The 23,488-nt window shown below is 61.0% G+C and carries 21 protein-coding genes; 8 read left to right on the top strand and 13 right to left on the bottom strand.

What is annotated here, in order from left to right; translation table 11 throughout:
- Window positions 1-15: 15 nt before the first annotated feature.
- From QMX97_RS12020 to QMX97_RS12000, 5 genes are all read right to left on the bottom strand, one after another.
- Window positions 16-555: a C40 family peptidase gene (locus QMX97_RS12020; protein ID WP_025855819.1), complete on the bottom strand. Its 540-nt coding sequence runs from the start codon at window positions 553-555 to the stop codon at window positions 16-18.
- Window positions 556-699: 144 nt separating this feature from the next.
- Window positions 700-1,329 carry an NlpC/P60 family protein gene (locus tag QMX97_RS12015; protein WP_065909715.1) on the bottom strand — a complete coding sequence of 210 codons (630 nt, stop codon included), beginning with the start codon at window positions 1,327-1,329 and terminating at the stop codon, window positions 700-702.
- A gap of 213 nt (window positions 1,330-1,542) precedes the next feature.
- Window positions 1,543-2,247, bottom strand: coding sequence for a DnaA regulatory inactivator Hda (hda, locus tag QMX97_RS12010; protein ID WP_058422138.1), 705 nt, complete (start codon window positions 2,245-2,247; stop codon window positions 1,543-1,545).
- A gap of 203 nt (window positions 2,248-2,450) precedes the next feature.
- Window positions 2,451-3,524, bottom strand: a complete 1,074-nt coding sequence (locus QMX97_RS12005; RefSeq protein WP_065909713.1) for an AI-2E family transporter — start codon at window positions 3,522-3,524, stop codon at window positions 2,451-2,453.
- Window positions 3,525-3,567: 43 nt separating this feature from the next.
- Window positions 3,568-4,608, bottom strand: coding sequence for a DUF2066 domain-containing protein (locus tag QMX97_RS12000; RefSeq protein WP_213553258.1), 1,041 nt, complete (start codon window positions 4,606-4,608; stop codon window positions 3,568-3,570).
- Between the two features lie 356 nt (window positions 4,609-4,964).
- Between QMX97_RS12000 and purM the strand changes: the two genes are divergently transcribed.
- From purM to QMX97_RS11980, 4 genes are all read left to right on the top strand, one after another.
- Window positions 4,965-6,023, top strand: coding sequence for a phosphoribosylformylglycinamidine cyclo-ligase (gene purM, locus QMX97_RS11995; protein WP_005790182.1), 1,059 nt, complete (start codon window positions 4,965-4,967; stop codon window positions 6,021-6,023).
- The gene (purN, locus tag QMX97_RS11990; RefSeq protein WP_065909707.1) at window positions 6,023-6,673 is read left to right on the top strand and encodes a phosphoribosylglycinamide formyltransferase; all 651 of its coding nucleotides are present in this window, start codon (window positions 6,023-6,025) and stop codon (window positions 6,671-6,673) included. Before purM ends, purN begins: the two co-directional genes overlap by 1 nt.
- Before the next feature lie 8 nt (window positions 6,674-6,681).
- Window positions 6,682-7,395: a DUF3108 domain-containing protein gene (locus QMX97_RS11985; protein WP_065909705.1), complete on the top strand. Its 714-nt coding sequence runs from the start codon at window positions 6,682-6,684 to the stop codon at window positions 7,393-7,395.
- 307 nt (window positions 7,396-7,702) lie between these two features.
- Complete coding sequence (locus QMX97_RS11980; RefSeq protein ID WP_065909702.1) at window positions 7,703-7,891, top strand: hypothetical protein; 189 nt, start codon at window positions 7,703-7,705, stop codon at window positions 7,889-7,891.
- 252 nt (window positions 7,892-8,143) lie between these two features.
- On the opposite strand, the gene QMX97_RS11975 is transcribed toward QMX97_RS11980, so the two are convergent.
- The 7 genes from QMX97_RS11975 to QMX97_RS11945 all read right to left on the bottom strand — a co-directional run bounded on the left by QMX97_RS11975 (window position 8,144) and on the right by QMX97_RS11945 (window position 16,008).
- A complete protein-coding gene (locus QMX97_RS11975; protein ID WP_010208656.1) occupies window positions 8,144-8,689 on the bottom strand; it encodes a DUF2058 domain-containing protein in 546 nt (181 codons plus the stop codon).
- Window positions 8,690-8,714: 25 nt separating this feature from the next.
- The gene (gene mazG / locus QMX97_RS11970; protein ID WP_282396999.1) at window positions 8,715-9,548 is read right to left on the bottom strand and encodes a nucleoside triphosphate pyrophosphohydrolase; all 834 of its coding nucleotides are present in this window, start codon (window positions 9,546-9,548) and stop codon (window positions 8,715-8,717) included.
- Window positions 9,549-9,709: 161 nt separating this feature from the next.
- Window positions 9,710-11,953, bottom strand: coding sequence for a GTP diphosphokinase (relA, locus tag QMX97_RS11965; RefSeq protein ID WP_201145675.1), 2,244 nt, complete (start codon window positions 11,951-11,953; stop codon window positions 9,710-9,712).
- 122 nt (window positions 11,954-12,075) lie between these two features.
- Entirely contained in the window at window positions 12,076-13,428 is a 1,353-nt protein-coding gene (gene rlmD / locus QMX97_RS11960; RefSeq protein ID WP_282396998.1) for a 23S rRNA (uracil(1939)-C(5))-methyltransferase RlmD, read from the bottom strand.
- Window positions 13,428-14,330, bottom strand: coding sequence for a cysteine synthase CysM (cysM, locus tag QMX97_RS11955; RefSeq protein ID WP_065909693.1), 903 nt, complete (start codon window positions 14,328-14,330; stop codon window positions 13,428-13,430). Before cysM ends, rlmD begins: the two co-directional genes overlap by 1 nt.
- A 173-nt stretch (window positions 14,331-14,503) precedes the next feature.
- Entirely contained in the window at window positions 14,504-15,109 is a 606-nt protein-coding gene (locus QMX97_RS11950; protein WP_282396997.1) for a DTW domain-containing protein, read from the bottom strand.
- A 5-nt stretch (window positions 15,110-15,114) separates the two neighbouring features.
- The gene (locus tag QMX97_RS11945) at window positions 15,115-16,008 is read right to left on the bottom strand and encodes a LysR family transcriptional regulator (protein ID WP_017134867.1); all 894 of its coding nucleotides are present in this window, start codon (window positions 16,006-16,008) and stop codon (window positions 15,115-15,117) included.
- 540 nt (window positions 16,009-16,548) lie between these two features.
- Here QMX97_RS11945 and speB point away from each other — a divergent pair.
- The 4 genes from speB to QMX97_RS11925 are packed head-to-tail and all read left to right on the top strand — an operon-like array spanning window position 16,549 to window position 20,864.
- Window positions 16,549-17,499, top strand: a complete 951-nt coding sequence (gene speB, locus QMX97_RS11940) for an agmatinase (RefSeq protein ID WP_065909690.1) — start codon at window positions 16,549-16,551, stop codon at window positions 17,497-17,499.
- Complete coding sequence (locus QMX97_RS11935) at window positions 17,499-17,921, top strand: nuclear transport factor 2 family protein (protein ID WP_120449387.1); 423 nt, start codon at window positions 17,499-17,501, stop codon at window positions 17,919-17,921. Before speB ends, QMX97_RS11935 begins: the two co-directional genes overlap by 1 nt.
- A gap of 21 nt (window positions 17,922-17,942) precedes the next feature.
- On the top strand, window positions 17,943-19,457 hold the full coding sequence (locus tag QMX97_RS11930) for a cytosine permease (RefSeq protein ID WP_106803007.1): 1,515 nt from the start codon (window positions 17,943-17,945) through the stop codon (window positions 19,455-19,457).
- Window positions 19,458-19,481: 24 nt separating this feature from the next.
- Window positions 19,482-20,864, top strand: coding sequence for a sodium:solute symporter (locus QMX97_RS11925; RefSeq protein ID WP_106803006.1), 1,383 nt, complete (start codon window positions 19,482-19,484; stop codon window positions 20,862-20,864).
- 63 nt (window positions 20,865-20,927) lie between these two features.
- On the opposite strand, the gene QMX97_RS11920 is transcribed toward QMX97_RS11925, so the two are convergent.
- The gene (locus tag QMX97_RS11920) at window positions 20,928-23,027 is read right to left on the bottom strand and encodes an FAD-dependent oxidoreductase (protein ID WP_213553250.1); all 2,100 of its coding nucleotides are present in this window, start codon (window positions 23,025-23,027) and stop codon (window positions 20,928-20,930) included.
- Between the last annotated feature and the right edge of the window lie 461 nt (window positions 23,028-23,488).

The raw sequence follows: 23,488 nt of genomic DNA, 5'->3' as shown, positions 1-23,488 counted from the left end.
CAGTGATACGGTCCGTCAGGGGTTACGCGCCAGATTGCCTGGCAATACGCGCTTGGCACTCAGGTAGGCATTCTGCCAATACGCCTTGGACAAGGTATCCAGCTTCACCGTACCGCCAGTCTGTGGCGCGTGCACGAAGCGGCCCTCACCCACATAGATCCCGGCGTGGCTGACCTGGGAGCCGCCACCGGTGGCGAAGAACAACAGGTCGCCGGTTTGCAGGTTCTGCTCGCTGACGTCCTGCGCGCGCATCACGATCAGCTCACGGGTGGTACGCGGCAAGGAAATACCGGCCGCATCGCGAAACACAAAGCCGATCAAGCCACTGCAGTCAAACCCTGAGTCCGGCGTGTTGCCGCCCCATCGATAAGGCGTGCCAACCAGGCCCAAGGCACGGAAGAGCACATCTTCGGCAGCAGGCGAAAAATTCTGTGTGGAGTAGTTGAACACCGGCTTGGGTTTCACCGCTACGGGAGCGGGCGGCGGTGGACGGCTGGCGCAGGCGCTGAGCAGCGCGGCGCAAACAATGAGAATAAGGCGGGCCGAGGTCGACATGTGCAGAACAATCCTGGTCTGGATGCGGCTTTCGCTGCCGAACGCTGAAAACCAGAACGCGCAAGCAAAGCTCGCGCGAACGGATTCCAACAATATCCAGGGATTCTAGCGCTTACACGTCAAACTTCAAGTATCACTTTAAGTTTACTTGCTAGCGGTAACCGTCGTCGGGGCCATGGCGAGTGCACGCTTGGCTTCGATGAAGGTTTTGCTCCAGTAGCTGTCACCCAGGTTGTCGACTCGAACACCGCCACTGCGACGGCTGCTGGAGTGGATAAACTGGTTATCGCCCAGGTAGATACCGGCATGGCTGACGCGACCACGACCCGCTGTACTGAAGAAAAGCAGATCACCGGGCTTGAGGTTGTTGCGTGCGACCAACGGTGCATTCACGTTGATCATTTCGCGCGTGGAGCGTGGCAGGTTCATGCCAGCTTCTTCACGAAACAGATAGCCGATGAAGCCGCTGCAGTCGAAACCGGCTTCAGAGGTACCGCCGAAACGGTAACGGGTACCGATCAGGGACATGCCACGTTCGAGGATGCTGTCGGCGAGGACTGGAAGCTGGTAAGGCTTGTTGCCGGCGAAGTCGGCCAGTTCCTTTTCAGTTGCCACTTCTTCCTCATAAACAGTGGAAGACTGTGCAGCAACGAATTTTGCCTGATTTTGAACCTGTGGTTTTTGCTGTTCTGCCACCTGTTGAGGGTGGGAGGCGCAACCAAACAACAGGGTAACGAGTGCGAGAGGCACGAGGGGTGCGAAGCGATTTAGCATGGGCACGACCGTGGCTGATATGTAAAGAAGTCGAGACTATGCCTTCTATCACATCGATTTGCAAATTCAATCGTGATCTATGTGACTTCTTGTTTGGACTATGACATCTAAGCCCTTAACACCCCTTACCCGCCTTTCGCGTGGCCAAAACGGCCCAAACGCGGGTTTTCTGACGCCTGGAAATTGCCGAAAGCCCTGAAAACAAAGGGCCGGCTACCAGCCGAGGGTTTCCTTGAGGAAGGGAATGGTCAGCTTGCGCTGGGCTTGCAAAGAGGCCTGGTCGAGCTGTTCGAGCAAATCGAACAACGCGCTCATGCTGCGCGTACCGCGAGTCAGAATGAAGTGTCCGACCTCGTCGGTCAGGTGCAGGCCGCGACGGGATGCGCGCAACTGCAGGGCACGCAATTTGTCTTCGTCGGACAGGGGGCGCATCTGGAAGATCAACGCCAGGGTCAGGCGCGATTTGAGGTCTGCCAGCTTCACCGGCAATTCACGCGGCGACGTCGAGGCGGCGATCAGCAGGCGCCGGCCACTGTCGCGCAGGCGGTTGAACAGATGAAACAGCGCTTCTTCCCACTCCGCCTTGCCGGCAATCGCCTGCAAGTCGTCCAGGCACACCAGCTCGTATTGCTCGAGGTGATCGAAGATGCCGATACCGCGGTCCATCAACTCCGCCAACGGCAAGTACACCGCCGGCTCGCCCATCTGCTCGAAACGCAGGCACGCGGCCTGCAACAGGTGGGTACGCCCTACGCCGTGCTTGCCCCACAGATAGATCAGGCTTTCGGTCCACCCGGCGTCGGCTTCGCAGAGCCGCTCGACATAGCCGAGTGCAGCGGCATTGGCGCCTGGGTAGTAGTTGATAAAGGTGGCGTCATCACGCAGACGCACACCCAAGGGCAGCTGAATCGGTTTCATGCTGACTGAACGGCTCCAAACGAACCGTTAGTGGCCTCTGTGTAAAGTTTGCAAAGTTTATACCCGTGACGCCGGGCGCACAATGCAGCAGACCACAAGCAAAATCAAAGGTTTGCGTTAACTTGGCGGTTTTTCGCAGATTGTTTGACGCCCCGCCCCCAGAAACAACAAACCCGGCTCAGGCCGGGTTTGTGATGAAACGGTTACAGGTCCGGGTCTTCGACCCCGGTATACGCATCCGAATCCTTGTACAGATCGTGCACATGGCGCACCAGCACCATGATCACCGCCGCCACCGGCAGCGCCAGCAGGATGCCGGTAAAACCGAACAGCTCACCGCCCGCCAGGATCGCAAAGATCACCGCCACCGGGTGCAGGCCGATCCGGTCGCCCACCAGCAACGGCGTGAGCACCATGCCTTCCAGGGCCTGGCCAACCATGAACACCGCGACAATCCCCAGCATCGGGTACAGGTCGCCGCCAAACTGGAACAACCCGGCAACCAGCGCCGCGCCGATCCCGATCACAAAACCCATGTACGGCACGATAGCCGCCAGGCCGGCGATCAGGCCGATCAACAGGCCCAGCTCCAGGCCGATCGCCATCAAGCCTGCCGCGTAGATGATCCCCAAGGCCAGCATCACCAGCAACTGCCCCCGCACGAAGGCGCCCAGCACCTCATGGCATTCGCCAGCCAGGGCCACGATGCGCTCTTCGCGGTTGCGCGGCAGCAGGCTGCGGATCTTGGCCATCATGATGTCCCAGTCGCGCAGCAGGTAGAACGCCACCACCGGGATCAACACCAGGTTGGTCAGCCAGCCGATCAGCGCCAGGCTGGATGCGGTGGCCTGACTGAGCACCACCCCGACAATGTCGGTGGTCTGGCCCATGTGTTCGCTGATCGCAGCCTTGACCTTGTCGAACTTCCAGAAGCCATCCGCCAACCCCAGCTTGGTCTGCACCCACGGCATGGCCGTGTGTTGCAGCCAGTCGAGCATTTGCGGCGCCAACTCGTACAAGCGAAACAGTTGCTTGGCCAGCATCGGCACTAGCACCAGCACCAATGCCGTGATGATCAACGTGAACAGGGCAAACACCGTCACCACGCCCAGAGTCCGCGACAGTCCGGCTTTTTCCAGGCGATCCACCACGGGATCGAACAGATAGGCGAGCAGCAACGCCACCAGGAACGGCGTCAGGATCGAATGCAGCAAGAATACAAAAGCGCACAGCAGGACAAGTCCGCCAAGCCACACCCAACGACGCGTATCCGCCATAAACCACTCCATCTGTCTTTGCTTCTATATAAAGGAAGAACGTTTACCAGCGAAAACGCAGCTGCGCCTGCGGCTCAGGAGTGGGCGCCGGCTGGGTGCCATCACCCACTGGCTGCTGGACAGGCGCCTCGCCGGCCGGCACCTCCTGCAACTTGGCCAGGCTCAACTGGGTACGCAACTGGTCGGCGCTGCCGTTGACGCGATACACAATGCGATTGCCATCCACCCGCAGTGGATGGCCACCAAACGGCTCGAGCAGATGCCCCAGGGCCGCGTAGCGCTCCAGGTTCATGCCCTGCACTTCCAGCAGTTGTTCGGCGCTCGCACCGGGCTTGACCGCAAAACGCGGCGCCAGCTTCTGGCTGACGGCCAACATCACCGCATCGGCCACGGCGGCGGTGTCGGCGCCTTGCGCGGTGCCCTGATCGCTCTTGTCGCCCAGCCACAGGCGCCATTTGGCCTGCCATTGGTTGCCTTCCTGGCGCGCGTGCACGGCGAGCAAGGCATCGGCGCCGTAGCGTTCCGAAGCGGCGCGCAATGGCGTGGCATCGGCGCTTTCAAGGTTCGGCGCGGTGGCAACGACCTGCTCATCCAGATCGCCCAGCGGCAGGCGCAACGGCAAGCCACGGTGTTGTGCCGCACGGCGCAGCGCCTGGGCGACAGTCTGACCATCACCCACCAGGCTGCTGCCTTCGGTGGAGTCGTTCAGCCACCAACCGAGGATCGACGGCCGATTGCTGCCCCAGATCGACAAGCCGGCGTCACGCAGGGCGCGATCGGTGCTGACTGGATCGAAATCGACTTGCAGGCTTTCCGGCGGGCCGGCGTCGTAGCCGTATTGACTGATGATTTGCTGCGGATCCTTGCGCACCGCCGCCAGACCCGGGCCATCGGCGGCCTTGGCATCGCCGGTGAGGCGGATCACCAGCGTCTGCACGGCGCGCTGGGTGGCCTGGTCGCGCTCCTGCGGGGACTGACTGCTGACCGGTTCAAGTACTTGATAAAGACCATTGAGGGTTTCGGCATGACTCGCCAGGCTGACCCAAGACAGGCAGCCCACAAAAAAGAATTTACACAGACGCATGGAAGATTCCCGAACGACAAATTTAGCGGCTGGAACAGACCGCGTGAACTCGGCTTGGCAAGGCTGTGACCACAGCGACCGGTAAAACATTCACAGGGTCTCGGTAAGTTTTCGTACTGTCATAACGATAGCGGATTAAAGGCTATACCTTAATACGCAGCATGACAGACCCGATTAGCATTTTTTTAACCGGCTTTTTTCAGATATGCAGCCCTGCCCGTCGGCCCGAGGATGGCCGCTGCCCCTCAAGCCTGATAAAATCGCGCGCCTTCGCAGACCGTCAACGGCTGGGCCGCTGTTCAAAAGCCCCTGCCCGCTCGGTCGTTACCCAGAAATCCCCCCTAAAGGCCTGGATCATGAGCAAGCAACCCTCCCTGAGCTACAAGGACGCCGGTGTAGACATCGACGCCGGTGAAGCATTGGTCGAACGCATCAAGAGCGTCGCCAAGCGCACTGCGCGCCCCGAAGTCATGGGCGGCCTGGGCGGTTTTGGCGCCCTCTGCGAAATCCCGGCCGGCTACAAGCAGCCTGTGCTGGTTTCCGGCACCGACGGCGTGGGCACCAAGCTGCGCCTGGCGCTGAACCTGAACAAGCACGACAGCATCGGCATCGACCTGGTGGCCATGTGCGTCAACGACCTGGTGGTGTGCGGCGCCGAGCCGTTGTTCTTCCTGGACTACTACGCCACCGGCAAGCTCAACGTCGAGACCGCCACCCAGGTAGTCACCGGCATCGGCGCCGGCTGCGAACTGTCGGGTTGCTCCCTGGTCGGCGGCGAAACCGCTGAAATGCCAGGCATGTACGAAGGCGAAGACTACGACCTGGCCGGCTTCTGCGTCGGCGTCGTGGAAAAAGCCGAGATCATCGACGGCTCCAAAGTCGCCGCGGGTGACGCCCTGCTCGCCCTGCCTTCTTCCGGCCCGCACTCCAACGGCTACTCGCTGATCCGCAAGATCATCGAAGTGTCCGGCGCCGATATCGAGAACATCCAGCTCGACGGCAAGCCACTGACCGACCTGCTGATGGCCCCGACGCGCATCTACGTCAAGCCACTGCTCAAGCTGATCAAGGACACTGGCGCGGTCAAGGCCATGGCCCACATCACCGGCGGCGGCCTGCTGGACAACATCCCGCGCGTGCTGCCAAAAGGTGCCCAGGCAATCGTCGACGTGGCCAGCTGGCAGCGTCCTGCAGTGTTCGACTGGCTGCAAGAGAAAGGCAACGTCAACGAAACCGAAATGCACCGCGTGCTGAACTGCGGCGTGGGCATGGTCATCTGCGTGGCGCAAGAGCACGTGGAAACCGCGCTGAATGTACTGCGTGAAGCCGGCGAGCAGCCATGGGTCATCGGCCAGATCGCCACTGCCCCGGAAGGCGCAGCCCAGGTTGAACTGAAGAACCTCAAGGCGCATTGATGTCCCAGACCTGTGATGTCGTGGTGCTGCTTTCCGGCACCGGCAGTAACTTGCAGGCCCTGATCGACAGCACGCGCACCGGCGACAGCCCGGTGCGCATCGCTGCGGTGATCTCCAACCGCAGCGACGCCTACGGCCTGCAACGCGCCAGGGACGCGGGCATCGAAACCCGCTCCCTGGATCACAAGGCTTTCGAAGGCCGCGAGGCCTTCGACAGTGCCCTGGTCGACCTGATCGACGCTTTCAACCCCAAACTTGTGGTACTCGCCGGCTTCATGCGCATCCTCAGCGCGGATTTCGTGCGGCACTACGAAGGGCGCCTGCTCAATATCCACCCTTCCCTGCTCCCCAAGTACAAAGGCATGCACACGCACCAGCGCGCACTCGACGCCGGTGACAGCGAGCATGGCTGCAGTGTGCACTTCGTCACCGAGGAACTCGATGGCGGGCCTCTGGTCGTACAGGCAGTGGTTCCGGTAGAGTCTGACGACTCGGCGCAGACGCTTGCGCAACGGGTTCACACCCAGGAACACAGGATTTACCCGCTGGCGGTTCGCTGGTTTGCCGAGGGGCGGTTGATTCTTGGCGACCAGGGTGCATTATTGGACGGTCAGTTACTTGCGGCCAGCGGCCACTTGATTCGAACCTAGGAGATTTTATGCGTCGCGCCTTGCTCTTCGCTTTTGCGCTGTTCGCCTTGCCTGCCGTGCAAGCAGCAGACCTTCACCCTTTCTCCGCGAGCTACACCGCCGACTGGAAACAGTTGCCCATGAGTGGTTCGGCTGAGCGCAGCCTGACCAAGAACGGCGACGGCACCTGGACCTTGAATTTCAAGGCTTCCATGATGATCGCCAGCCTGACCGAAACCAGCGTGATCCAGTTTGACAAGGATGCCCTGCAACCGAAGAGCTACACCTTCGAGCGCGGCGGCCTGGGCAAGGCCAAGAAGATCAACCTGGACTTCGACCAGGCGGCCAAGAAAGTCACCGGTTTCGAAAACAAGGACCCGGTCAATGTGCCCCTGCAAAGCGGCATGCTCGACAAGTCCACCTACCAGTTGGCGCTGCAGCGCGACGTGGCAGCGGGCAAGAAGAGCATGAGCTACAACGTGGTGGAAGGCACTGACGTCGACACCTACGACTTCCGCGTGATCGGCCCGGAAAAGGTCCAGACCAAGGTCGGCTCCATCGACGCGATCAAGGTCGAGCGCGTGCGTGACCCGACTCAGAGCAAGCGCATCACCCAGATGTGGTTTGCCAAGGACCAGGGTGGCATCCTCGTTGCCCTGCGCCAGGTCGAGACCGACGGCAAGGAATACAACATCATGCTGCAGGACGGTACCGTGGACGGCAAGGCTGTCAAAGGTAGCTGATCGGTAGATGGAACAAAGAGCCTCGCGAATGCGGGGCTTTTTTTCGCCTTGGATGTGTGGCGGCTCGTAGAACACCATCGCCGGCGAGGCCAATAAAGGGCTAAAAAGCCTCACTCGAACATGAAACTTTTGTCATATAACTCAGCACCCTGCGGCGCAATGTCGCGGTTTTCGCGGCCTGCAGCACTGTTGCGTTTTGCGCAATGATTTGTTGCGTGCAAAATCGGTTTACTTAGCAAGCTAACAAAACATATAACAAAGGCCTGCGACGACTTGCCGCAGATCCACCAGAGATTGGAGCAAGCAGATGACTGTAAAAGTAACTGAACGCGACGACGAACATATGTCCCACGAAGCACTGGGCCATGGGATTCACATCTGGGATGTACACCAACAAGATATGTTGGTCGGCATGTTTCACAATGAGAGCGACGCTCATAATTATAAAAACGAGCTTGAAGCCCTTGAAATGAGAAGCCAGGCGCAAGGCTCCTGAGACTCTGAAATCCTGTAGGCATCCCAGCCCCACGCAGCTGGGATGCCTATAAACAAAAACCCCGCCTTTTGAGCGGGGTTTGTGTTTTGTTGGCTTGGTTTTTTTGGGGGCGCTTCGCACCCCAACGCAGGGCAAGCCTGCTCGCCACAACACGCCTGTTACCCTGACAAGCCTGCTGCCATTCTCACAAGCCTGTGTGCCACGGCGACGCTGCAGCTCCTCACAATCGGGTCATTGCAATGCTTTGACGCCTTACCACATCAGATCGTCAGGGATCTGGTACGCGGCGTACGGATCATCCTCGTCCGGCACCTGGCTTTCGGTAAGGATGTTGAGCTGCACGATACGCTCCGGGGCGCGTTCCTGGATCTTCAGGGCGGCCTCGCGCGGGATCACCTCGTAGCCGCCGCCGTGGTGCACGATGGCCAGGGAGCCGTTGCTCAGCTTGTTGCGCATCAATGTGTTGACCGACAGGCGCTTGACCTTCTTGTCATCCACGAAGTTGTAGTAGTCCTCGGTGGTCAGCTTGGGCAGACGCGAGGTCTCGATCAGTTGCTTGACCTGGGCCGTGCGGGCCTTGGCCTCGGCTTTTTCCTGCTGCTGGCGGTTCAGCTCCTGGTCGCGCTTGACCTTCTCGGCCTGCGCCTCGGCAGCCAGGCGAGCCTGGGTATCATCGGCCTCGATTTGGCCCTTGTGGACCAGGCGCTGCTGTTTCTGTTTCTCTTTGCCGACCTGCTTGGCCTGCTTTTGGTTGACCAGACCTGCTTTGAGCAACTGGTCGCGAAGGGAAAGGCTCATGGTGCTTACTCACTTAGGCAACTGCTCAACCGCAGCTGGACACATTCTTTTCCTGACGTTTGGCTTCGCCCCACAGGGCGTCCAACTCTTCGAGGGTGCAATCTTCTATGGGTTGGTGCGTGTCGCGCAATGCCTGTTCGATAAATCGGAAACGGCGTTCGAACTTGGCGTTGGCGCCACGCAGCGCGGTTTCGGGGTCGACCTTCAGATGACGGGCCAGGTTGACCGCCGCAAACAGCAGATCACCGACCTCGTCGGCGATGGCCACCGGGTCGTTATCGGCCATGGCTTCGAGCACTTCATCCAGCTCTTCGCGCACGTTGTCGACCACCGGCAAGGCCGATGGCCAATCGAACCCGACCTGGCTGGCGCGCTTCTGCAATTTGGCGGCACGCGACAACGATGGCAACGCGGTCGGCACATCGTCCAGCAGCGAGAGCTGCTCCGGTGCGTCGGATTTTTCCGCGCGCTCCTCGGCCTTGATCTGCTCCCAGCGCTCCTTGACCTGCTCCTCGCTTAACTGCGGAATATCCAGCGGCGCGTACAAATCACCGGTCGGGAACACATGCGGATGGCGACGGATCAACTTGCGGGTGATGCTGTCGATCACCCCGGCAAATTCGAAGCGCCCTTCTTCGCACGCCAGCTGGCTGTAATACACCACCTGGAACAACAGGTCGCCCAGCTCGCCCTGCAGGTGATCGAAATCCCCGCGCTCGATGGCGTCGGCGACTTCGTAGGCTTCTTCCAGGGTGTGCGGGACGATGGTCGCGTAGGTTTGCTTGAGGTCCCACGGGCAGCCGTATTGCGGGTCCCGCAGGCGCTTCATGAGGTGCAGCAGGTCTTCAAGTGAATACATCAGTCAATCTCTGCCCATTGTCTGGAACCGCTGAAAATCTAATGTGGGAGCTGGCTTGCCTGCGATGGCCTCCACTCGGTCTGTCAGACAGACCGAGTCGCCTGCATCGCGGGCAAGCCCGGCTCCCACAGAAAGCAGCCCTTATACATTTTCAGACCGCATTACGGGGTGCGATTACGCCGGGTTTCAATGATGTTCGGCAACTGGGAAATCCGCCCCAGCAACCGCCCCAGCGCATCCAGTCCCGGGATCTCGATGGTCAGGGACATCAACGCGGTGTTGTCCTCTTTATTCGAGCGGGTGTTGACCGCCAATACGTTGATCCGCTCGTTGAGCAGCACTTGCGAGACGTCACGCAGCAGGCCGGACCGGTCGTAGGCGCGGATGACGATGTCCACCGGGTAGGTGAGCACCGGCACCGGGCCCCAGCTGACCTGGATGATCCGCTCCGGCTCGCGCCCGCCCAACTGCAGCACCGAGGCGCAGTCCTGGCGGTGAATGCTCACGCCACGGCCCTGGGTGATGTAGCCGACAATGGCATCGCCCGGCAGAGGCTGGCAGCAGCCGGCCATCTGGGTCAGCAGGTTGCCCACACCCTGGATCTGGATATCGCCGCGCTTGCCCGGCTTGTAGCCCGTGGCCTTGCGCGGGATCAGCTCCAACTGCTCGTTGCCGCGTTCCGGCTCGACCAGTTGCTGGGCCAGGTTGACCAGCTGCGCCAGGCGCAGGTCGCCGGCACCGAGGGCGGCGAACATGTCTTCGGCGATCTTCATGTTGGCTTTTTCGGCCAACTTGTCGAAGTCCACCTGCGGCAGGCCCAGGCGCGCCAGTTCGCGTTCGAGCAGGGTCTTGCCAGCGGCGACGTTCTGGTCGCGCGCCTGCAGCTTGAACCAGTGGACAATCTTCGCCCGCGCCCGCGACGTGGTGATGTAGCCCAGGTTCGGGTTCAACCAGTCACGGCTCGGCGTGCCATGCTTGCTGGTGATGATCTCGACCTGTTCGCCGGTCTGCAGGCTGTAGTTGAGCGGCACGATACGCCCGTTGATCTTGGCGCCACGGCAATTGTGGCCGATCTCGGTGTGTACGCGGTACGCAAAGTCCAGCGGCGTGGCGCCCTTGGGCAAGTCGATGGCGTGGCCGTCGGGGGTGAAGATGTAGACCCGGTCCGGCTCGATATCCACCCGCAGCTGTTCCGCCAGGCCGCCGATGTCGCCAAGCTCTTCGTGCCATTCCAGCACCTGGCGCAGCCAGGAGATTTTCTCTTCGTACTGGTTGGACCCGGCCTTGACGTCAGTGCCCTTGTAACGCCAGTGCGCGCACACCCCCAGCTCCGCCTCTTCGTGCATGGCGTGGGTGCGGATCTGCACTTCCAGCACCTTGCCCTCGGGGCCGATCACCGCCGTGTGCAGCGAGCGATAGCCGTTTTCCTTGGGGTTGGCGATGTAGTCGTCGAACTCCTTGGGAATGTGCCGCCACAGGGTGTGGACGATGCCGAGCGCGGTGTAGCAATCGCGCATTTCCGGCACCAGCACGCGCACCGCACGCACGTCGTAGATCTGGCTGAAGGCCAGGCCCTTGCGCTGCATTTTGCGCCAGATGGAATAGATGTGTTTGGCGCGGCCGCTGATGTCGGCATCCACACCGGTGGCCTGCAGCTCGGAACGCAGCTGGCCCATCACGTCGGTGATGAAGCGCTCACGGTCGAGGCGCCGCTCGTGCAGCAGGGTGGCGATCTGTTTGTATTGATCGGGTTCGAGGTAGCGGAAGGACAGGTCCTCCAGCTCCCACTTGATATGGCCGATGCCCAGGCGGTGCGCCAGTGGCGCGTAGATGTCGAACACCTCGCGGGCCACGCGGTTGCGCTTTTCGTCGTCAGCGGTCTTTACCGCACGGATCGCGCAGGTGCGTTCGGCCAGCTTGATCAGGGCGACGCGCACGTCGTCGACCATCGCCACCAGCATCTTGCGCAGGTTTTCGACCTGGCCCTGGGTGCCCAGCACCATCGACTGGCGCGGGCTCAGGCTGGCACTGATGGCAGCCATGCGCAGCACGCCGTCAATCAGTTTGGCCACCACCGCGCCGAAGCGCTGGCTGACCGTCGGCAACGCAATGTGCCCTTCACGCACGCCGCGATAGAGCACGGCGGCGATCAGCGAATCCTGGTCCAGCTTGAGATCGGCGAGGATCTCGGCGATTTCCAACCCGGTGCGAAAGCTTGAAGTGCCTTCGGCCCACAGGTTCTTGGCCGCATTGTCTTGCTGTTCAGACTCACGAGCGAACTCGCAGGCTGCTTTCAAGGCTTCACGGTCCAGTGCCGGGTCGACACTGATGGCATGATCCAGCCATGCCTCGAGATTGATACTGCCGTCGGTGTTGATCGGCTGGTGTGCTCTCACCTGTACCATCTTGCTTACCTTCCCTACGACGCACCTTCGGTGCGCCAATATCATCGCCGACCTTTTACTGCAGACTCCCTGGCAGATCACAGGCCTTGGAGAATGCAGGCCAGTCGGATTAAACGGGCATCCTAGCCCGCTTCAAATAACGCCATGGCCTCGACATGCGCTGTTTGCGGAAACATGTCGAGGATCCCGGCACGTTTTAGCCGGTAGCCTTGCTTGACCAACTCAACCGTGTCCCGCGCCAGCGTGGCCGGGTTGCAGGACACATACACCAGGCGCTTGGCCCCAAGGGTGGCGAGCTTGCGCACAACCTCCAGGGCACCGTCACGGGGTGGGTCCAAGAGTACCGCAGAAAAGCCCTGTTTGGCCCATTCCGCGTCAGTCAAAGGCTGGGACAAATCGGCCTGAAAAAACTGCACATTATGCAAATTGTTGCTGACGGCGTTGAGTGCCGCGCGGTCCACCATGGTCTGCACGCCTTCCACCGCCACCACTTCACGCACCTGGCGCGCCAGTGGCAGGGCGAAGTTGCCCAGGCCGCAAAACAGATCCAGCACCCGCTCGTCGGGTTGTGGCGCCAGCCATTCCAGGGCCTGGGCGACCATCGCCTCGTTGACGCCGGCGTTGACCTGGACAAAATCCCCTGGCCGGTACGCCAGCTCCAAGTCCCATGCGTCGAGTCGAAAACCTAGTGGCTGATCAGCCTCGACGGGTTCCGGCTGGCCCGCGCCATGCAGCCACAATTGGGCTTCATGGAACGCGCAGAATTCTTTCAGGATCAGCAGATCCGCATCCGACAACGGCGCCATATGCCGCAGCAGCACGGCGACGGACGAGCCACTGAACAGCTCCACATGGCCCAGCGCCTGCGGCTTGCTCAGGCGGCGCAGCATGTTGGGCAGGCGCTGCATGATCGGTTGCAAGGCCTGTACCAGCACCGGGCAATCATCGATGGCAATGATGTCCTGGCTGGCCACGGCGCGAAAACCCACTTCGAGTTTTTTCGCCTTGGCATCCCAGCGCACAGCCACGCGGGCGCGGCGCCGGTAGCCGAATTCCGGCCCGCTCAACGGGGCTGCCCACTCCAGCGGTTCGACCGCCGCCACGCGGGACAGCTGCTCGGCGAGCATGCGCTGTTTCAGGGCAAGTTGTTCGTCATGGGGCAAGTGCTGCACGCTGCAGCCGCCACAGCGGCCAAAGTGCGCGCACGGCGCAGGGCGGCGCAGCTCGCTGGCCTTGAAGACTCTTTCGGTGCGCGCCTCGACCACTTTGCCATGGGCGCCCAACACCCGCGCTTCAACCTCTTCACCGGCGAGCGCGCCGTTGACGAACCAGGTGCGACCTTCAAAGAACACGATGCCACGGCCATCGTTGGCCAGGCGCTCGATGGTCAGGCGCTGTTTCTTGCCCACGGGAATCTGTGGGGCCCGGCTGCCGCCCGTCGGTTGGAAGCGCAGGCCTCTCTCGTGCTTGGCCATCAGTTGGGCGCGTCGAAGATGCCGGTCGACAGGTAGCGGTCGCCTCGGTCACAGATGATCGCGACGATCACCGCGTTTTCCACTTCCCGGGACAGGCGCAACATGCCCGCCACCGCGCCACCGGAGGACACGCCGCAGAAGATGCCTTCTTCACGCGCCAGGCGGCGGGTGGTGTCTTCGGCTTCACGCTGGGCCATGTCGATGATGCGATCCACGCGCGTCGAGTTGTATATCTTCGGCAGGTACTCTTCGGGCCAGCGGCGGATGCCGGGGATGGCCGAGCCTTCCATCGGTTGCAGGCCGATGATCTGGATGTCGGGGTTCTGCTCCTTGAGGTAGCGCGAATTGCCCATGATGGTGCCGGTGGTGCCCATCGAACTGACGAAATGGGTGATGGTGCCCTGGGTCTGGCGCCAGATTTCCGGACCGGTGGAGGTGTAGTGCGCCTCGGGGTTATCGCCGTTGGCAAACTGGTCCAGCACCAGGCCACGGCCTTCGGCGGCCATGCGCTCGGCGAGGTCACGCGCGCCTTCCATGCCTTCTTCCTGGGTGACCAGAATCAGCTCGGCGCCATAGGCGGTCATCGCTGCCTTGCGCTCCGCGCTGCCGTTGTCGGGCATGATCAGGACCATCTTGTAGCCCTTGATCGCGGCGGCCATGGCCAAGGCGATCCCGGTGTTGCCGGAAGTGGCTTCGATCAGGGTGTCGCCGGGCTGGATCTGCCCACGCAACTCGGCGCGGGTGATCATCGACAGCGCCGGGCGGTCTTTTACCGACCCGGCCGGGTTGTTGCCTTCGAGCTTGAGCAACAGGGTATTGCTGGTTTCACCCGCCATGCGTTGCAAGCGGACCAGGGGCGTGTTGCCGACGCAATCGGCGATTGTAGGGTACTGCAAGGTCATGGCGTATTCGCAATCCAGACTGCGGGGGCGAACATCATACCGGGAAAGGCTGGCGGGCCATATCACGCAAAGTGCGGTGCTTATGGCGTAAAGGAATAAGCACGCACTGTGTGGACGCGCGCCTACAGGAAATGTGCGGGCTTGCCGGCGATGGCCGCGCCCCGGTCAATAGCCTACCCGCCCTGTCTGTCGCCATGATTCTTGCGAAACACCTCCTCCCCCATCGCCGCAATCTGCCCCTCGATCAACGCTTCAAAAGGTTTGAGCAACGGCTCGAAGGAAGTCGGCGCCTCCAGCACCTGCAACGCCTGCACAATCGCCTCGACCGTCGACAGCGCACCCGGCCCCGGCGCCTTGCGCAATCGGTAGCGGGAAACCGCGCCTTCGGCCAACGTCACCCGTGGCAACGCCGCCAGCAACGGATTGAGGTGCAGCAGCTTGCGCGCCTTGCGCCACGTGCCGTCGGGGACTACCAGCAACAGCGGTTGATCCCCAGACGCGTAGGCGTACAACGGCTGGGCATCGTCAGCCGGAAACAACAGCCGCGCCTGATAGCCGGGCGGGTTCAATAATGTCGACAGGTCGTCGAATACCTCACCCACGACCAACTGCGCGTTGTTCAACCCCAACGCCGCCAGCCGCGCCGTGTTCAGCGCATGGTTGACCTCACTCGGATGCTGCAACAGCAACACCCGCGTGCGGCTGTCGAGGCTCGGGATCAGCGCGCACAGGCAGTGAGTGGCGGGCCTCAGGCAGCGGGGGCATTGGGGTCTGGACATGATTATCAGGCCTGGTTGAGCTGAGCTTTGAGCAGATCGCGGAAAGTCTGGATCAGCGGTTCACGGCTGCGACCGCGGCGCATGATCATCGAGAACGGCGCCTGGTAGCCGAAGGTGGCCGGCAACAGGACGCGCAGGTCGCCCTTGTCGGCCCAGGCCTGCGCATAGTGCTCGGGCAGGTAGCCGATGTAGGCACCGGACAGCACCAGGATCAGTTGCGCCTCCATACTTTCCACGGTCGCCGCGCTGTGCTTGAAGCCATGGCGCGCCAGCTCGGCCTGGCTCCAGTAGCCGCGTCCGACCATGCGTTGCTGGGTGATCACCTGTTCGGGGATGCGTCGCTCGTTGAACAGCGGGTGCCGGGTACTGCAATACAACCAGTGCTGCTCACGGTACAGCGGCATGTAGATCAGCCCGCTCATGCGGTTGGAAAAGGCGCCGATGGCAAGGTCCAAGCGGTTGTCCTGCACGCCGAGCTGCAGTTCGTACGGGCTCATCACCGACAGGTGCAGGTGCACCGCCGGGTGCTCGAGGCTGTAGGCGCCGATCACTTCGGCGAACGGCAAGGCCTTGTCGCTGACGGTGGAGTCGAGCACGCCCAGCTTGAGCGTACCGCGCAGCTCGCCCTTGAGCGCGGCGGCGTATTGCTCGAAGCCTTCCAGCTCGCCCAATAGACGCAAGGTTTCCTGATGAAACAACTCGCCCTTGCTGGTCAGGCTGAACCCGCCCCGGCCGCGATGGCACAGCACCAGGCCCAGTGCGCTTTCCAACTGGCTCATATAGGTCGAGATGGCCGAGGTGGACAGGTTGAGTTCGTGCTGCGCGTTGGCAAACCCCTGGTGGCGCACGACGCTGACAAAGATGCGCAGGAGTTTCAGGTCGGGCAAGGCGTTGGCCATCGGGTCTCCGGGTGTTTCGTGGCAAGCGGGCTAGTTTTGGTGCACAGGCTTGTTTGTGTTGCACAAGCCTGCTGGTTGCAGAGGCTTGTTGTGCTGCACAAGCCTGCTGGTTACAGAGGCTTGCTGTGTTGCACAAGCCTGCTGGTTACAGAAGCTTGCTGTGTTGCACAGGCTTGTTGTGGCGAGCAGGCTTGCCCTGCGTTGGGCCGCGCAGCGGCCCCGAAACCTGACGACTCATTACTTCTGGAAAACCGCAGTGTGTTTTGGGGGCTGCTTCGCACCCCAACGCAGGGCAAGCCTGCTCACCACAACAAGCCTGCTCACCACAACAAGCCTTCTCACCACAACAAGCCTGCTCACCACAGAAAACCTGATCACCATAGAAAGCCCGCTCATCACAGAGAACCCGCTCATCACAGTCTACCTGCTGGCATTAGTTTAGAAAAATCTGAACTAAGTATTTGCCCCTGCCGATTCTTCCCGTCCCGGGCTTTTCGCAGAATCGGCCTCTAATAAACAAAACAACGATGAGGCAATCCCGTGGACAAGATTTTCCACCAACCACTGGGCGGCAACGAAATGCCGCGCTTCGCCGGCATCGCCACCATGATGCGTCTTCCCCACCTGCAAACGGCCAAGGGCCTGGATGCCGCCTTCGTTGGCGTACCCCTGGACATCGGCACCTCGCTGCGCGCCGGCACCCGCTTCGGGCCGCGTGAAATCCGCGCCGAGTCCGTGATGATCCGCCCGTACAACATGGCCACCGGCGCTGCACCGTTCGACTCGCTGTCGGTGGCGGATATCGGTGATGTGGCGATCAACACCTTCAACCTGCTCGACGCCGTGCGCATCATCGAAGAAGCCTACGATGAGATCCTCGAGCACGACGTGATCCCGCTGACGCTGGGCGGCGACCACACCATCACCCTGCCGATCCTGCGGGCGATCCACAAGAAACACGGCAAGGTCGGGCTGGTGCATATCGATGCCCACGCGGACGTCAACGACCATATGTTCGGCGAGAAAATCGCCCACGGCACCACTTTCCGCCGCGCCGTGGAAGAAGGCCTGCTCGATTGCGACCGCGTGGTGCAGATCGGCCTGCGTGCCCAGGGCTACACCGCCGAAGACTTCAACTGGAGCCGCAAACAGGGCTTCCGTGTGGTCCAGGCCGAAGAATGCTGGCACCACTCTCTCGCGCCATTGATGGCCGAAGTGCGTGAGAAAGTCGGCGGCGGCCCGGTGTACCTGAGCTTCGATATCGATGGCATCGACCCGGCCTGGGCGCCCGGCACCGGCACCCCGGAAATCGGCGGGCTGACCACCATCCAGGCCATCGAGATCATCCGTGGCTGCCAGGGCCTCGACCTGATTGGTTGCGATCTGGTAGAAGTTTCGCCGCCCTACGACACCACCGGCAACACCTCGTTGCTGGGCGCCAACCTGCTGTACGAGATGCTCTGCGTACTGCCCGGCGTGGCGCACCGCTGATGAGCGCGCAAGCCGAGGTGCTGCGTGCCGCCGCCGATCTGGTGGCGGCCTTCGCGCGCAATGACCGCGAGGCCTATTTCGGCGCGTTCACCCACGATGCCAGCTTTGTGTTCTACACCCTCCCCCAGCCGCTGCTCAGTCGCGATGCCTACCAGGCGTTGTGGGACAGCTGGCGTCGGGACGAGGGATTCGAGGTGCTGTCCTGCACCTCGAGCAATGCCTTCGTCAGCCTGCAGGGTGACGTGGCGATATTTATTCATGACGTGGCCACCGAGTTGCGCATGAACGGGGAGCAATTTCATAGCCAGGAACGCGAGACCATTGTCTTCAAACGGCAAGGGTCTGGCGCAGAACAACAAGGCCTGTGGCTGGCCTGTCACGAACATTTGTCCGCTATGCCGGAAGGGCTGCCGCCCCATTAGCCAATGTGATCGGAGCAGATCATGAATAATAAAAACAACGAAAACAGTATTCGCAAAATAGAAACCAACGGGGTCGAACAGATCCCGGACCACGAGCGTACCGCCGGCCCCAAGGATCTGTTTCGACTGATCTTCGGCGGTGCCAATACCTTTGCCACCGCCGTGCTGGGTGCCTTTCCGGTGTTGTTCGGCTTGTCGTTCCAGGCCGGTGTCTGGGCGATCGTGCTGGGCGTGCTGGTGGGTGCGCTGATCCTGGCGCCGATGGGCCTGTTCGGGCCGATCAATGGCACCAACAACGCCGTGTCTTCCGGTGCGCACTTTGGTGTGCACGGGCGGATCGTCGGCTCGTTCCTGTCGCTGCTGACCGCGATTGCGTTCTTCTCACTGTCGGTGTGGAGTTCAGGCGATGCGCTGGTAGGCGGTGCGAAACGCCTGGTGGGCTTGCCTGAAACTGACCTGACCCTGGGCCTGGCCTACGGGCTGTTTGCGCTGCTCGTCCTCACCGTCTGCATCTACGGCTTTCGCTTCATGCTGTGGGTCAACCGCATCGCGGTGTGGGCGGCGAGCCTGTTGTTCCTGCTGGGAATCTTCGCCTTCGCGCCGGCCTTCGACAGTCACTTCGCCGGCACCGTCGCCATGGGCCAGGCCGGGTTCTGGGCGGCCTTCATCGGCGCCGCGCTGGTAGCCATGAGCAACCCGATTTCCTTCGGTGCATTCCTCGGCGACTGGTCGCGCTACATCCCGCGTGAGACGCCGAAAATGCGCATCATGCTGGCGGTGGTCCTCGCGCAGATCGCCACGCTGATCCCGTTCCTGTTCGGCCTGGCCACCGCGACCATCGTGGCGGTCAAGGCACCGGACTACATCGCGGCCAACAACTACGTCGGCGGCCTGCTGGCGGTTGCGCCCAGCTGGTTCTTCCTGCCGGTGTGCCTGATCGCGGTGATCGGCGGCATGTCCACCGGCACCACCTCGCTGTATGGCACGGGGCTGGACATGTCCAGCGTGTTCCCGCGCCTGCTGTCGCGGGTCAAGGCCACGCTGCTGATCGGGGTGATGTCGATTGCCTTCATCTTTATCGGACGTTTCGCCGCCAACCTGGTGCAGAGCGTGTCGACCTTCGCCGTGCTGATCATCACCTGCACCACGCCGTGGATGGTGATGATGATCATCGGCCTGATCGTGCGTCGCGGCTTCTACTGCCCGGATGACCTGCAGGTCTTCACCCGCGGTGAAACCGGCGGCCGCTACTGGTTCAGCCATGGCTGGAACTGGCGCGGGCTGGGGGCCTGGATCCCGAGCGCGCTGGTCGGCCTGTGCTTCGTCAACCTGCCTGGGCAGTTTGTCGGGCCGCTGGGCAACCTGGCCGACGGGATTGATATCAGCCTGCCGGTGACGCTGGGACTGGCTTCGGTGGTGTACCTGACCTTGCTGCGTGTGTTCCCGGAACCAGCGGCCGTTTATGGCCCCAGGGAGCTGCTGCACAGCCCCACGGGAGCAAGCTCCCCCGCCACAAAAAGCGCCTCAATAGCCTAAAAAAATAATCGGAGAACCGCCGTCATGGCTTTGGATTTATTCGTCGTACTCATCTACGCCGCCGGCATGCTCGTGCTCGGCTATTACGGCATGCGCCGCGCCAAGACCCACGAAGACTACCTGGTGGCTGGCCGCAACCTGGGCCCGTCGCTGTACATGGGCACCATGGCCGCCACGGTGTTGGGCGGGGCGTCCACCGTCGGCACCGTGCGCCTGGGTTACGTGCACGGCATCTCCGGCTTCTGGCTGTGTGCCGCGCTGGGCATGGGCATCATTGCGCTGAACCTGTTCCTGGCCAAGCCGCTGCTGAAGCTGAAGATCTTCACCGTCACCCAGGTCCTGGAAAAACGCTACAACCCCATGGCCCGCCAGGCCAGTGCGGTGATCATGCTGGCCTACGCGCTGATGATCGGCGTGACCTCGATCCTGGCTATCGGCACGGTGCTGCAGGTGCTGTTCGGCCTGCCGTTCTGGATCTCGGTGCTGCTTGGTGGTGGCGTGGTGGTGGTGTACTCGACCATCGGCGGCATGTGGTCGCTGACCCTGACCGACATCGTGCAATTCGTGATCAAGACCGTCGGCCTGATGTTTATCCTGCTGCCGATCTGCCTCTACCGCGTGGGCGGCTGGGATGAACTGGTGGCCAAGCTGCCGGCATCCAGCTTCAGCTTCACCGCGATCGGCTGGGACACGATCATTACCTACTTCATGATCTACTTCTTCGGCATCCTGATCGGCCAGGACATCTGGCAACGAGTATTCACCGCCCGTGACGAAAAGGTCGCCAAGTACGCAGGTACGTTCGCCGGCTTCTACTGCATCCTCTACGGCCTGGCCTGTGCACTGATCGGCATGGCCGCCCATGTGCTGATTCCGGACCTGGACAACGTCAACAACGCCTTTGCGGCCATCGTCAAAATGTCGCTGCCGGACGGCATTCGTGGCCTGGTGATCGCCGCTGCACTGGCAGCGATGATGTCCACTGCCAGCGCCGGCCTGCTGGCCGCCTCTACCGTACTGACCGAAGACCTCCTGCCGCGCCTGCGCGGTGGCAAGCAGTCGAGCCTGAGCATCAACCGCCTCTTCACGATGCTGACCGGCATTGCCGTGCTGGGTATCGCGCTGGTGGTGAGCGACGTGATCAGCGCCCTGACCCTGGCCTACAACCTGTTGGTGGGCGGCATGCTGATCCCGCTGATCGGGGCGATCTTCTGGAAACGCGCGACCACCTCGGGGGCGATTACGTCCATGACCCTGGGCTTTGTGACAGCGCTGGTGTTCATGATCAAGGATGGCTTGGATGCCAACACGCCGATCTACTACAGCCTGGCGGTAGGGCTGGTGAGCTTCGTGCTGGTGAGTTTGTTGTCGCGCCGGCCAGCGGGTGTGACAGCCAGCGCGGTTTGAGATACAGCGGGATTTAGAGCGGTTTCTTCAGCGGGCGCGACGTCGGATGTCGCGCCCGTTTTTTTATTGATACATTGCCGAAACGACAGGCGCTTTTGTCAGGATGATTTCCTGGACCAGAGAGGCCCAGACCAATCCCTGTGTCGTTCCCCCGGCATAAGTCCCTCCGGCCGCAATTAGGTTGTAGGCGGCGCAATAAACGATTGATAGCCCATCCGCAGTCCCGGGCCTCGCACATTCAATAATTTGCAAGTCACCATTTTCGATCGCCCTGCGATAGGACTTTGGAAAGTGACGAGAAACGGCGGCCTGACATGCCGCCAGTATCTGCGCCTTGTACTCGGGCGTGGAATCGGGCGGAACCTGCCCGCCGGAGACAAGAATGAAGTCCCCGTCCAAGCGGCAATTCATTACGCCAATGGGCAGATCGTACTGCAGCTTGAGTCCGCGAAGTCCGACAGCTTCATTACCAACAGCGCTCATCTTAAAAAACCAGCCAATGATCGCAATGACTTCTTCTTGCTCGACTCCCATTGCAGTGACGACGAAGTGTTCCCTGCTTAAGTCAGCAATTTGGATCGAGCTTAGATGCCGGGGTAGGAACTGAACCCCAGAGCGCGCCAATAGCGCCACTATCTCATCCCTTAGCTGTACAAATTCCAGATCGTAGCCCGATACCTCAAGAGCCCGACCAATCCCAGGGACGCCATAACTTGTCTGGAATTGCAGTGGAGTGATCTCTGCAAGCTCACATCCCGGCTTGCCACTCGGCCAAGGCCTTTTTTCGATATCGCGTTGCTCGCGGATCGCGACTTCTACTTCACTGGCGTCGTCCATGTAGGCTCGCACCAGCCGCGACCGTGCGAATCGTGCCAGCGAAGGGTTATCGACCAGGAGCTTTTCAAACAGCTCAATGCCCGCGCGATTGCACTCAACCGTCAAATACTGATTTCCAGGTGTCAGATAATCGTTACCTAGCGGCTTTGCAGTCGTCTCCGTGGCTGACAGATGGCGCATGTTCACTTGCTTATGACTGGCCCCATCGCTTTGCTGATTTCCTCCGTAGACTGACACCTGATAATTGGCCAAGCGGAACATCACGGCCTGAAACAGACCATTGATGCCCCTGCCGATAATCGACACGCGCGGCGCGTCGGCTTCTGCCCGCTGCGTGGGGATCATTAACGAGTGGGCAAGTTTGCGCCTGACAAGGCCGCGCAAGGCGGTCAAGCTGAGTTGAATCGAGACGGCATAGTCAAGATCGCAATGGCAGGCTTCGGTAGTTGCCGCCTGGGTAGTCAGCGTCGCCGGTTTGCGCCATTTGGAGACAGTGCAACCGAGCACCTGTGCGCGCACTCGAAAGGCATCCAACGTCTCAAACCCGTAGTCCAGGACCAGTTGGATGTCGTCAGCCGTTGCCAGGGCCTGCAAAGCGTCATCACTGAAGACATCCGGCTTGGCGACACACACAAGGCGAGCTTGCCTGTGCAGACATTGAATGAGGGCGCAATCAATGCGATGCATCGACTCATCGTTCAGGGGCACACATATCGCCACAGCACGGCTCCCCTCCAGCGCTTCAAACCAGTCCACGCCAAAGGACACTCTGGTGTCGGAACAGGCATTGCCGAAAGTGTCCGGTGCTCGTCCGTGTCGATCCAATACCTTGATCCGAACATCCGGATCTCGATCAAGCAACAACTCGACCAGCTCTCTACCCACATTGCCGTATCCCAGTACGCAGATGTCACGAGGCAGGGAGCCGTCGGCCATGGTCAGCCAGCGCGCAATATAGGCGGCGACATGCGGCGCGTTAACCCCTGGCGTATTGATCACGCGAATGTCATTGGAGCCGCAAAGATCCAGTCGCACCTTATCCAGGCTCGTACCTCTGCGGAGCAAATGGAGGTCGCCAAATGGATGAGAGATGCGCCATTGGGCAATGACGTCGGCATCGATCGCTTGATCCCCGACAACAATCGCCACTGGGCTGAGGAGGCCGATCTGTATCAGCAGGTCCTGTTTGGTCAATGTCGGGGGGAGGAACACTACGTTGCTGGGTGCATGGGCCTTCCAGGCTCTCGATACCGGTGCGATATGGAGAATATTTCCGGTGATGGCGATGAGTGACGTGGCGACTGGCGGAATGGAAGAGGGCCTCATAGCGTTGTCTCCAACAATTCTGACTGACTAATGCCTCACATAACGCAACCTACGCTCATCTTTTAAAATGAATAAGCCAGCCGATTCCGATGAACAAGTAGCCTTATTCCGACACTTAAACGTCAAAAGCCTGATTGACATGCATGCGCTTGGACTACTTACCCGAATGATCGTGGAGCGACCCAGCAGGCGTTTCCTGGAACCAGGCGTTGTCATCCGTACAAATGCTCAGGTCATTTGGGCGGATGTGTGATGAGGGGAGGTGCGGTTATGCAAGCCTGAGGCGATAGTGGCTCAAGCGGAGGGCGGTGCGACTGGCCTTAGTACGCATTGTTGGGCAGATGCGGCGTCAGATATCACGACCGTAGTCTGCGCCTAACACAAACAACTGTGGGAGCGGGCTTGCTCGCGAATACGGTGGGTCAGTCAATATTAACCTTAACTGACACACTGTATTCGCG

Source organism: Pseudomonas sp. PS01298, assembly GCF_029959745.1.
Classification (GTDB): Bacteria; Pseudomonadota; Gammaproteobacteria; order Pseudomonadales; family Pseudomonadaceae; genus Aquipseudomonas; species Aquipseudomonas aylmerensis.
This window is presented reverse-complemented; position numbering and strand designations above follow the sequence as displayed.

Coding starts and splice junctions, on each gene's coding strand:
- QMX97_RS12020 (WP_025855819.1), bottom strand. CDS start 555: ATGTCGACCTCGGCCCGCCTTATTCTCATTGTTTGCGCCGCGCTGCTC.
- QMX97_RS12015 (WP_065909715.1), bottom strand. CDS start 1,329: ATGCTAAATCGCTTCGCACCCCTCGTGCCTCTCGCACTCGTTACCCTG.
- hda (WP_058422138.1), bottom strand. CDS start 2,247: ATGAAACCGATTCAGCTGCCCTTGGGTGTGCGTCTGCGTGATGACGCC.
- QMX97_RS12005 (WP_065909713.1), bottom strand. CDS start 3,524: ATGGCGGATACGCGTCGTTGGGTGTGGCTTGGCGGACTTGTCCTGCTG.
- QMX97_RS12000 (WP_213553258.1), bottom strand. CDS start 4,608: ATGCGTCTGTGTAAATTCTTTTTTGTGGGCTGCCTGTCTTGGGTCAGC.
- purM (WP_005790182.1), top strand. CDS start 4,965: ATGAGCAAGCAACCCTCCCTGAGCTACAAGGACGCCGGTGTAGACATC.
- purN (WP_065909707.1), top strand. CDS start 6,023: ATGTCCCAGACCTGTGATGTCGTGGTGCTGCTTTCCGGCACCGGCAGT.
- QMX97_RS11985 (WP_065909705.1), top strand. CDS start 6,682: ATGCGTCGCGCCTTGCTCTTCGCTTTTGCGCTGTTCGCCTTGCCTGCC.
- QMX97_RS11980 (WP_065909702.1), top strand. CDS start 7,703: ATGACTGTAAAAGTAACTGAACGCGACGACGAACATATGTCCCACGAA.
- QMX97_RS11975 (WP_010208656.1), bottom strand. CDS start 8,689: ATGAGCCTTTCCCTTCGCGACCAGTTGCTCAAAGCAGGTCTGGTCAAC.
- mazG (WP_282396999.1), bottom strand. CDS start 9,548: ATGTATTCACTTGAAGACCTGCTGCACCTCATGAAGCGCCTGCGGGAC.
- relA (WP_201145675.1), bottom strand. CDS start 11,953: ATGGTACAGGTGAGAGCACACCAGCCGATCAACACCGACGGCAGTATC.
- rlmD (WP_282396998.1), bottom strand. CDS start 13,428: ATGGCCAAGCACGAGAGAGGCCTGCGCTTCCAACCGACGGGCGGCAGC.
- cysM (WP_065909693.1), bottom strand. CDS start 14,330: ATGACCTTGCAGTACCCTACAATCGCCGATTGCGTCGGCAACACGCCC.
- QMX97_RS11950 (WP_282396997.1), bottom strand. CDS start 15,109: ATGTCCAGACCCCAATGCCCCCGCTGCCTGAGGCCCGCCACTCACTGC.
- QMX97_RS11945 (WP_017134867.1), bottom strand. CDS start 16,008: ATGGCCAACGCCTTGCCCGACCTGAAACTCCTGCGCATCTTTGTCAGC.
- QMX97_RS11935 (WP_120449387.1), top strand. CDS start 17,499: ATGAGCGCGCAAGCCGAGGTGCTGCGTGCCGCCGCCGATCTGGTGGCG.
- QMX97_RS11930 (WP_106803007.1), top strand. CDS start 17,943: ATGAATAATAAAAACAACGAAAACAGTATTCGCAAAATAGAAACCAAC.
- QMX97_RS11925 (WP_106803006.1), top strand. CDS start 19,482: ATGGCTTTGGATTTATTCGTCGTACTCATCTACGCCGCCGGCATGCTC.
- QMX97_RS11920 (WP_213553250.1), bottom strand. CDS start 23,027: ATGAGGCCCTCTTCCATTCCGCCAGTCGCCACGTCACTCATCGCCATC.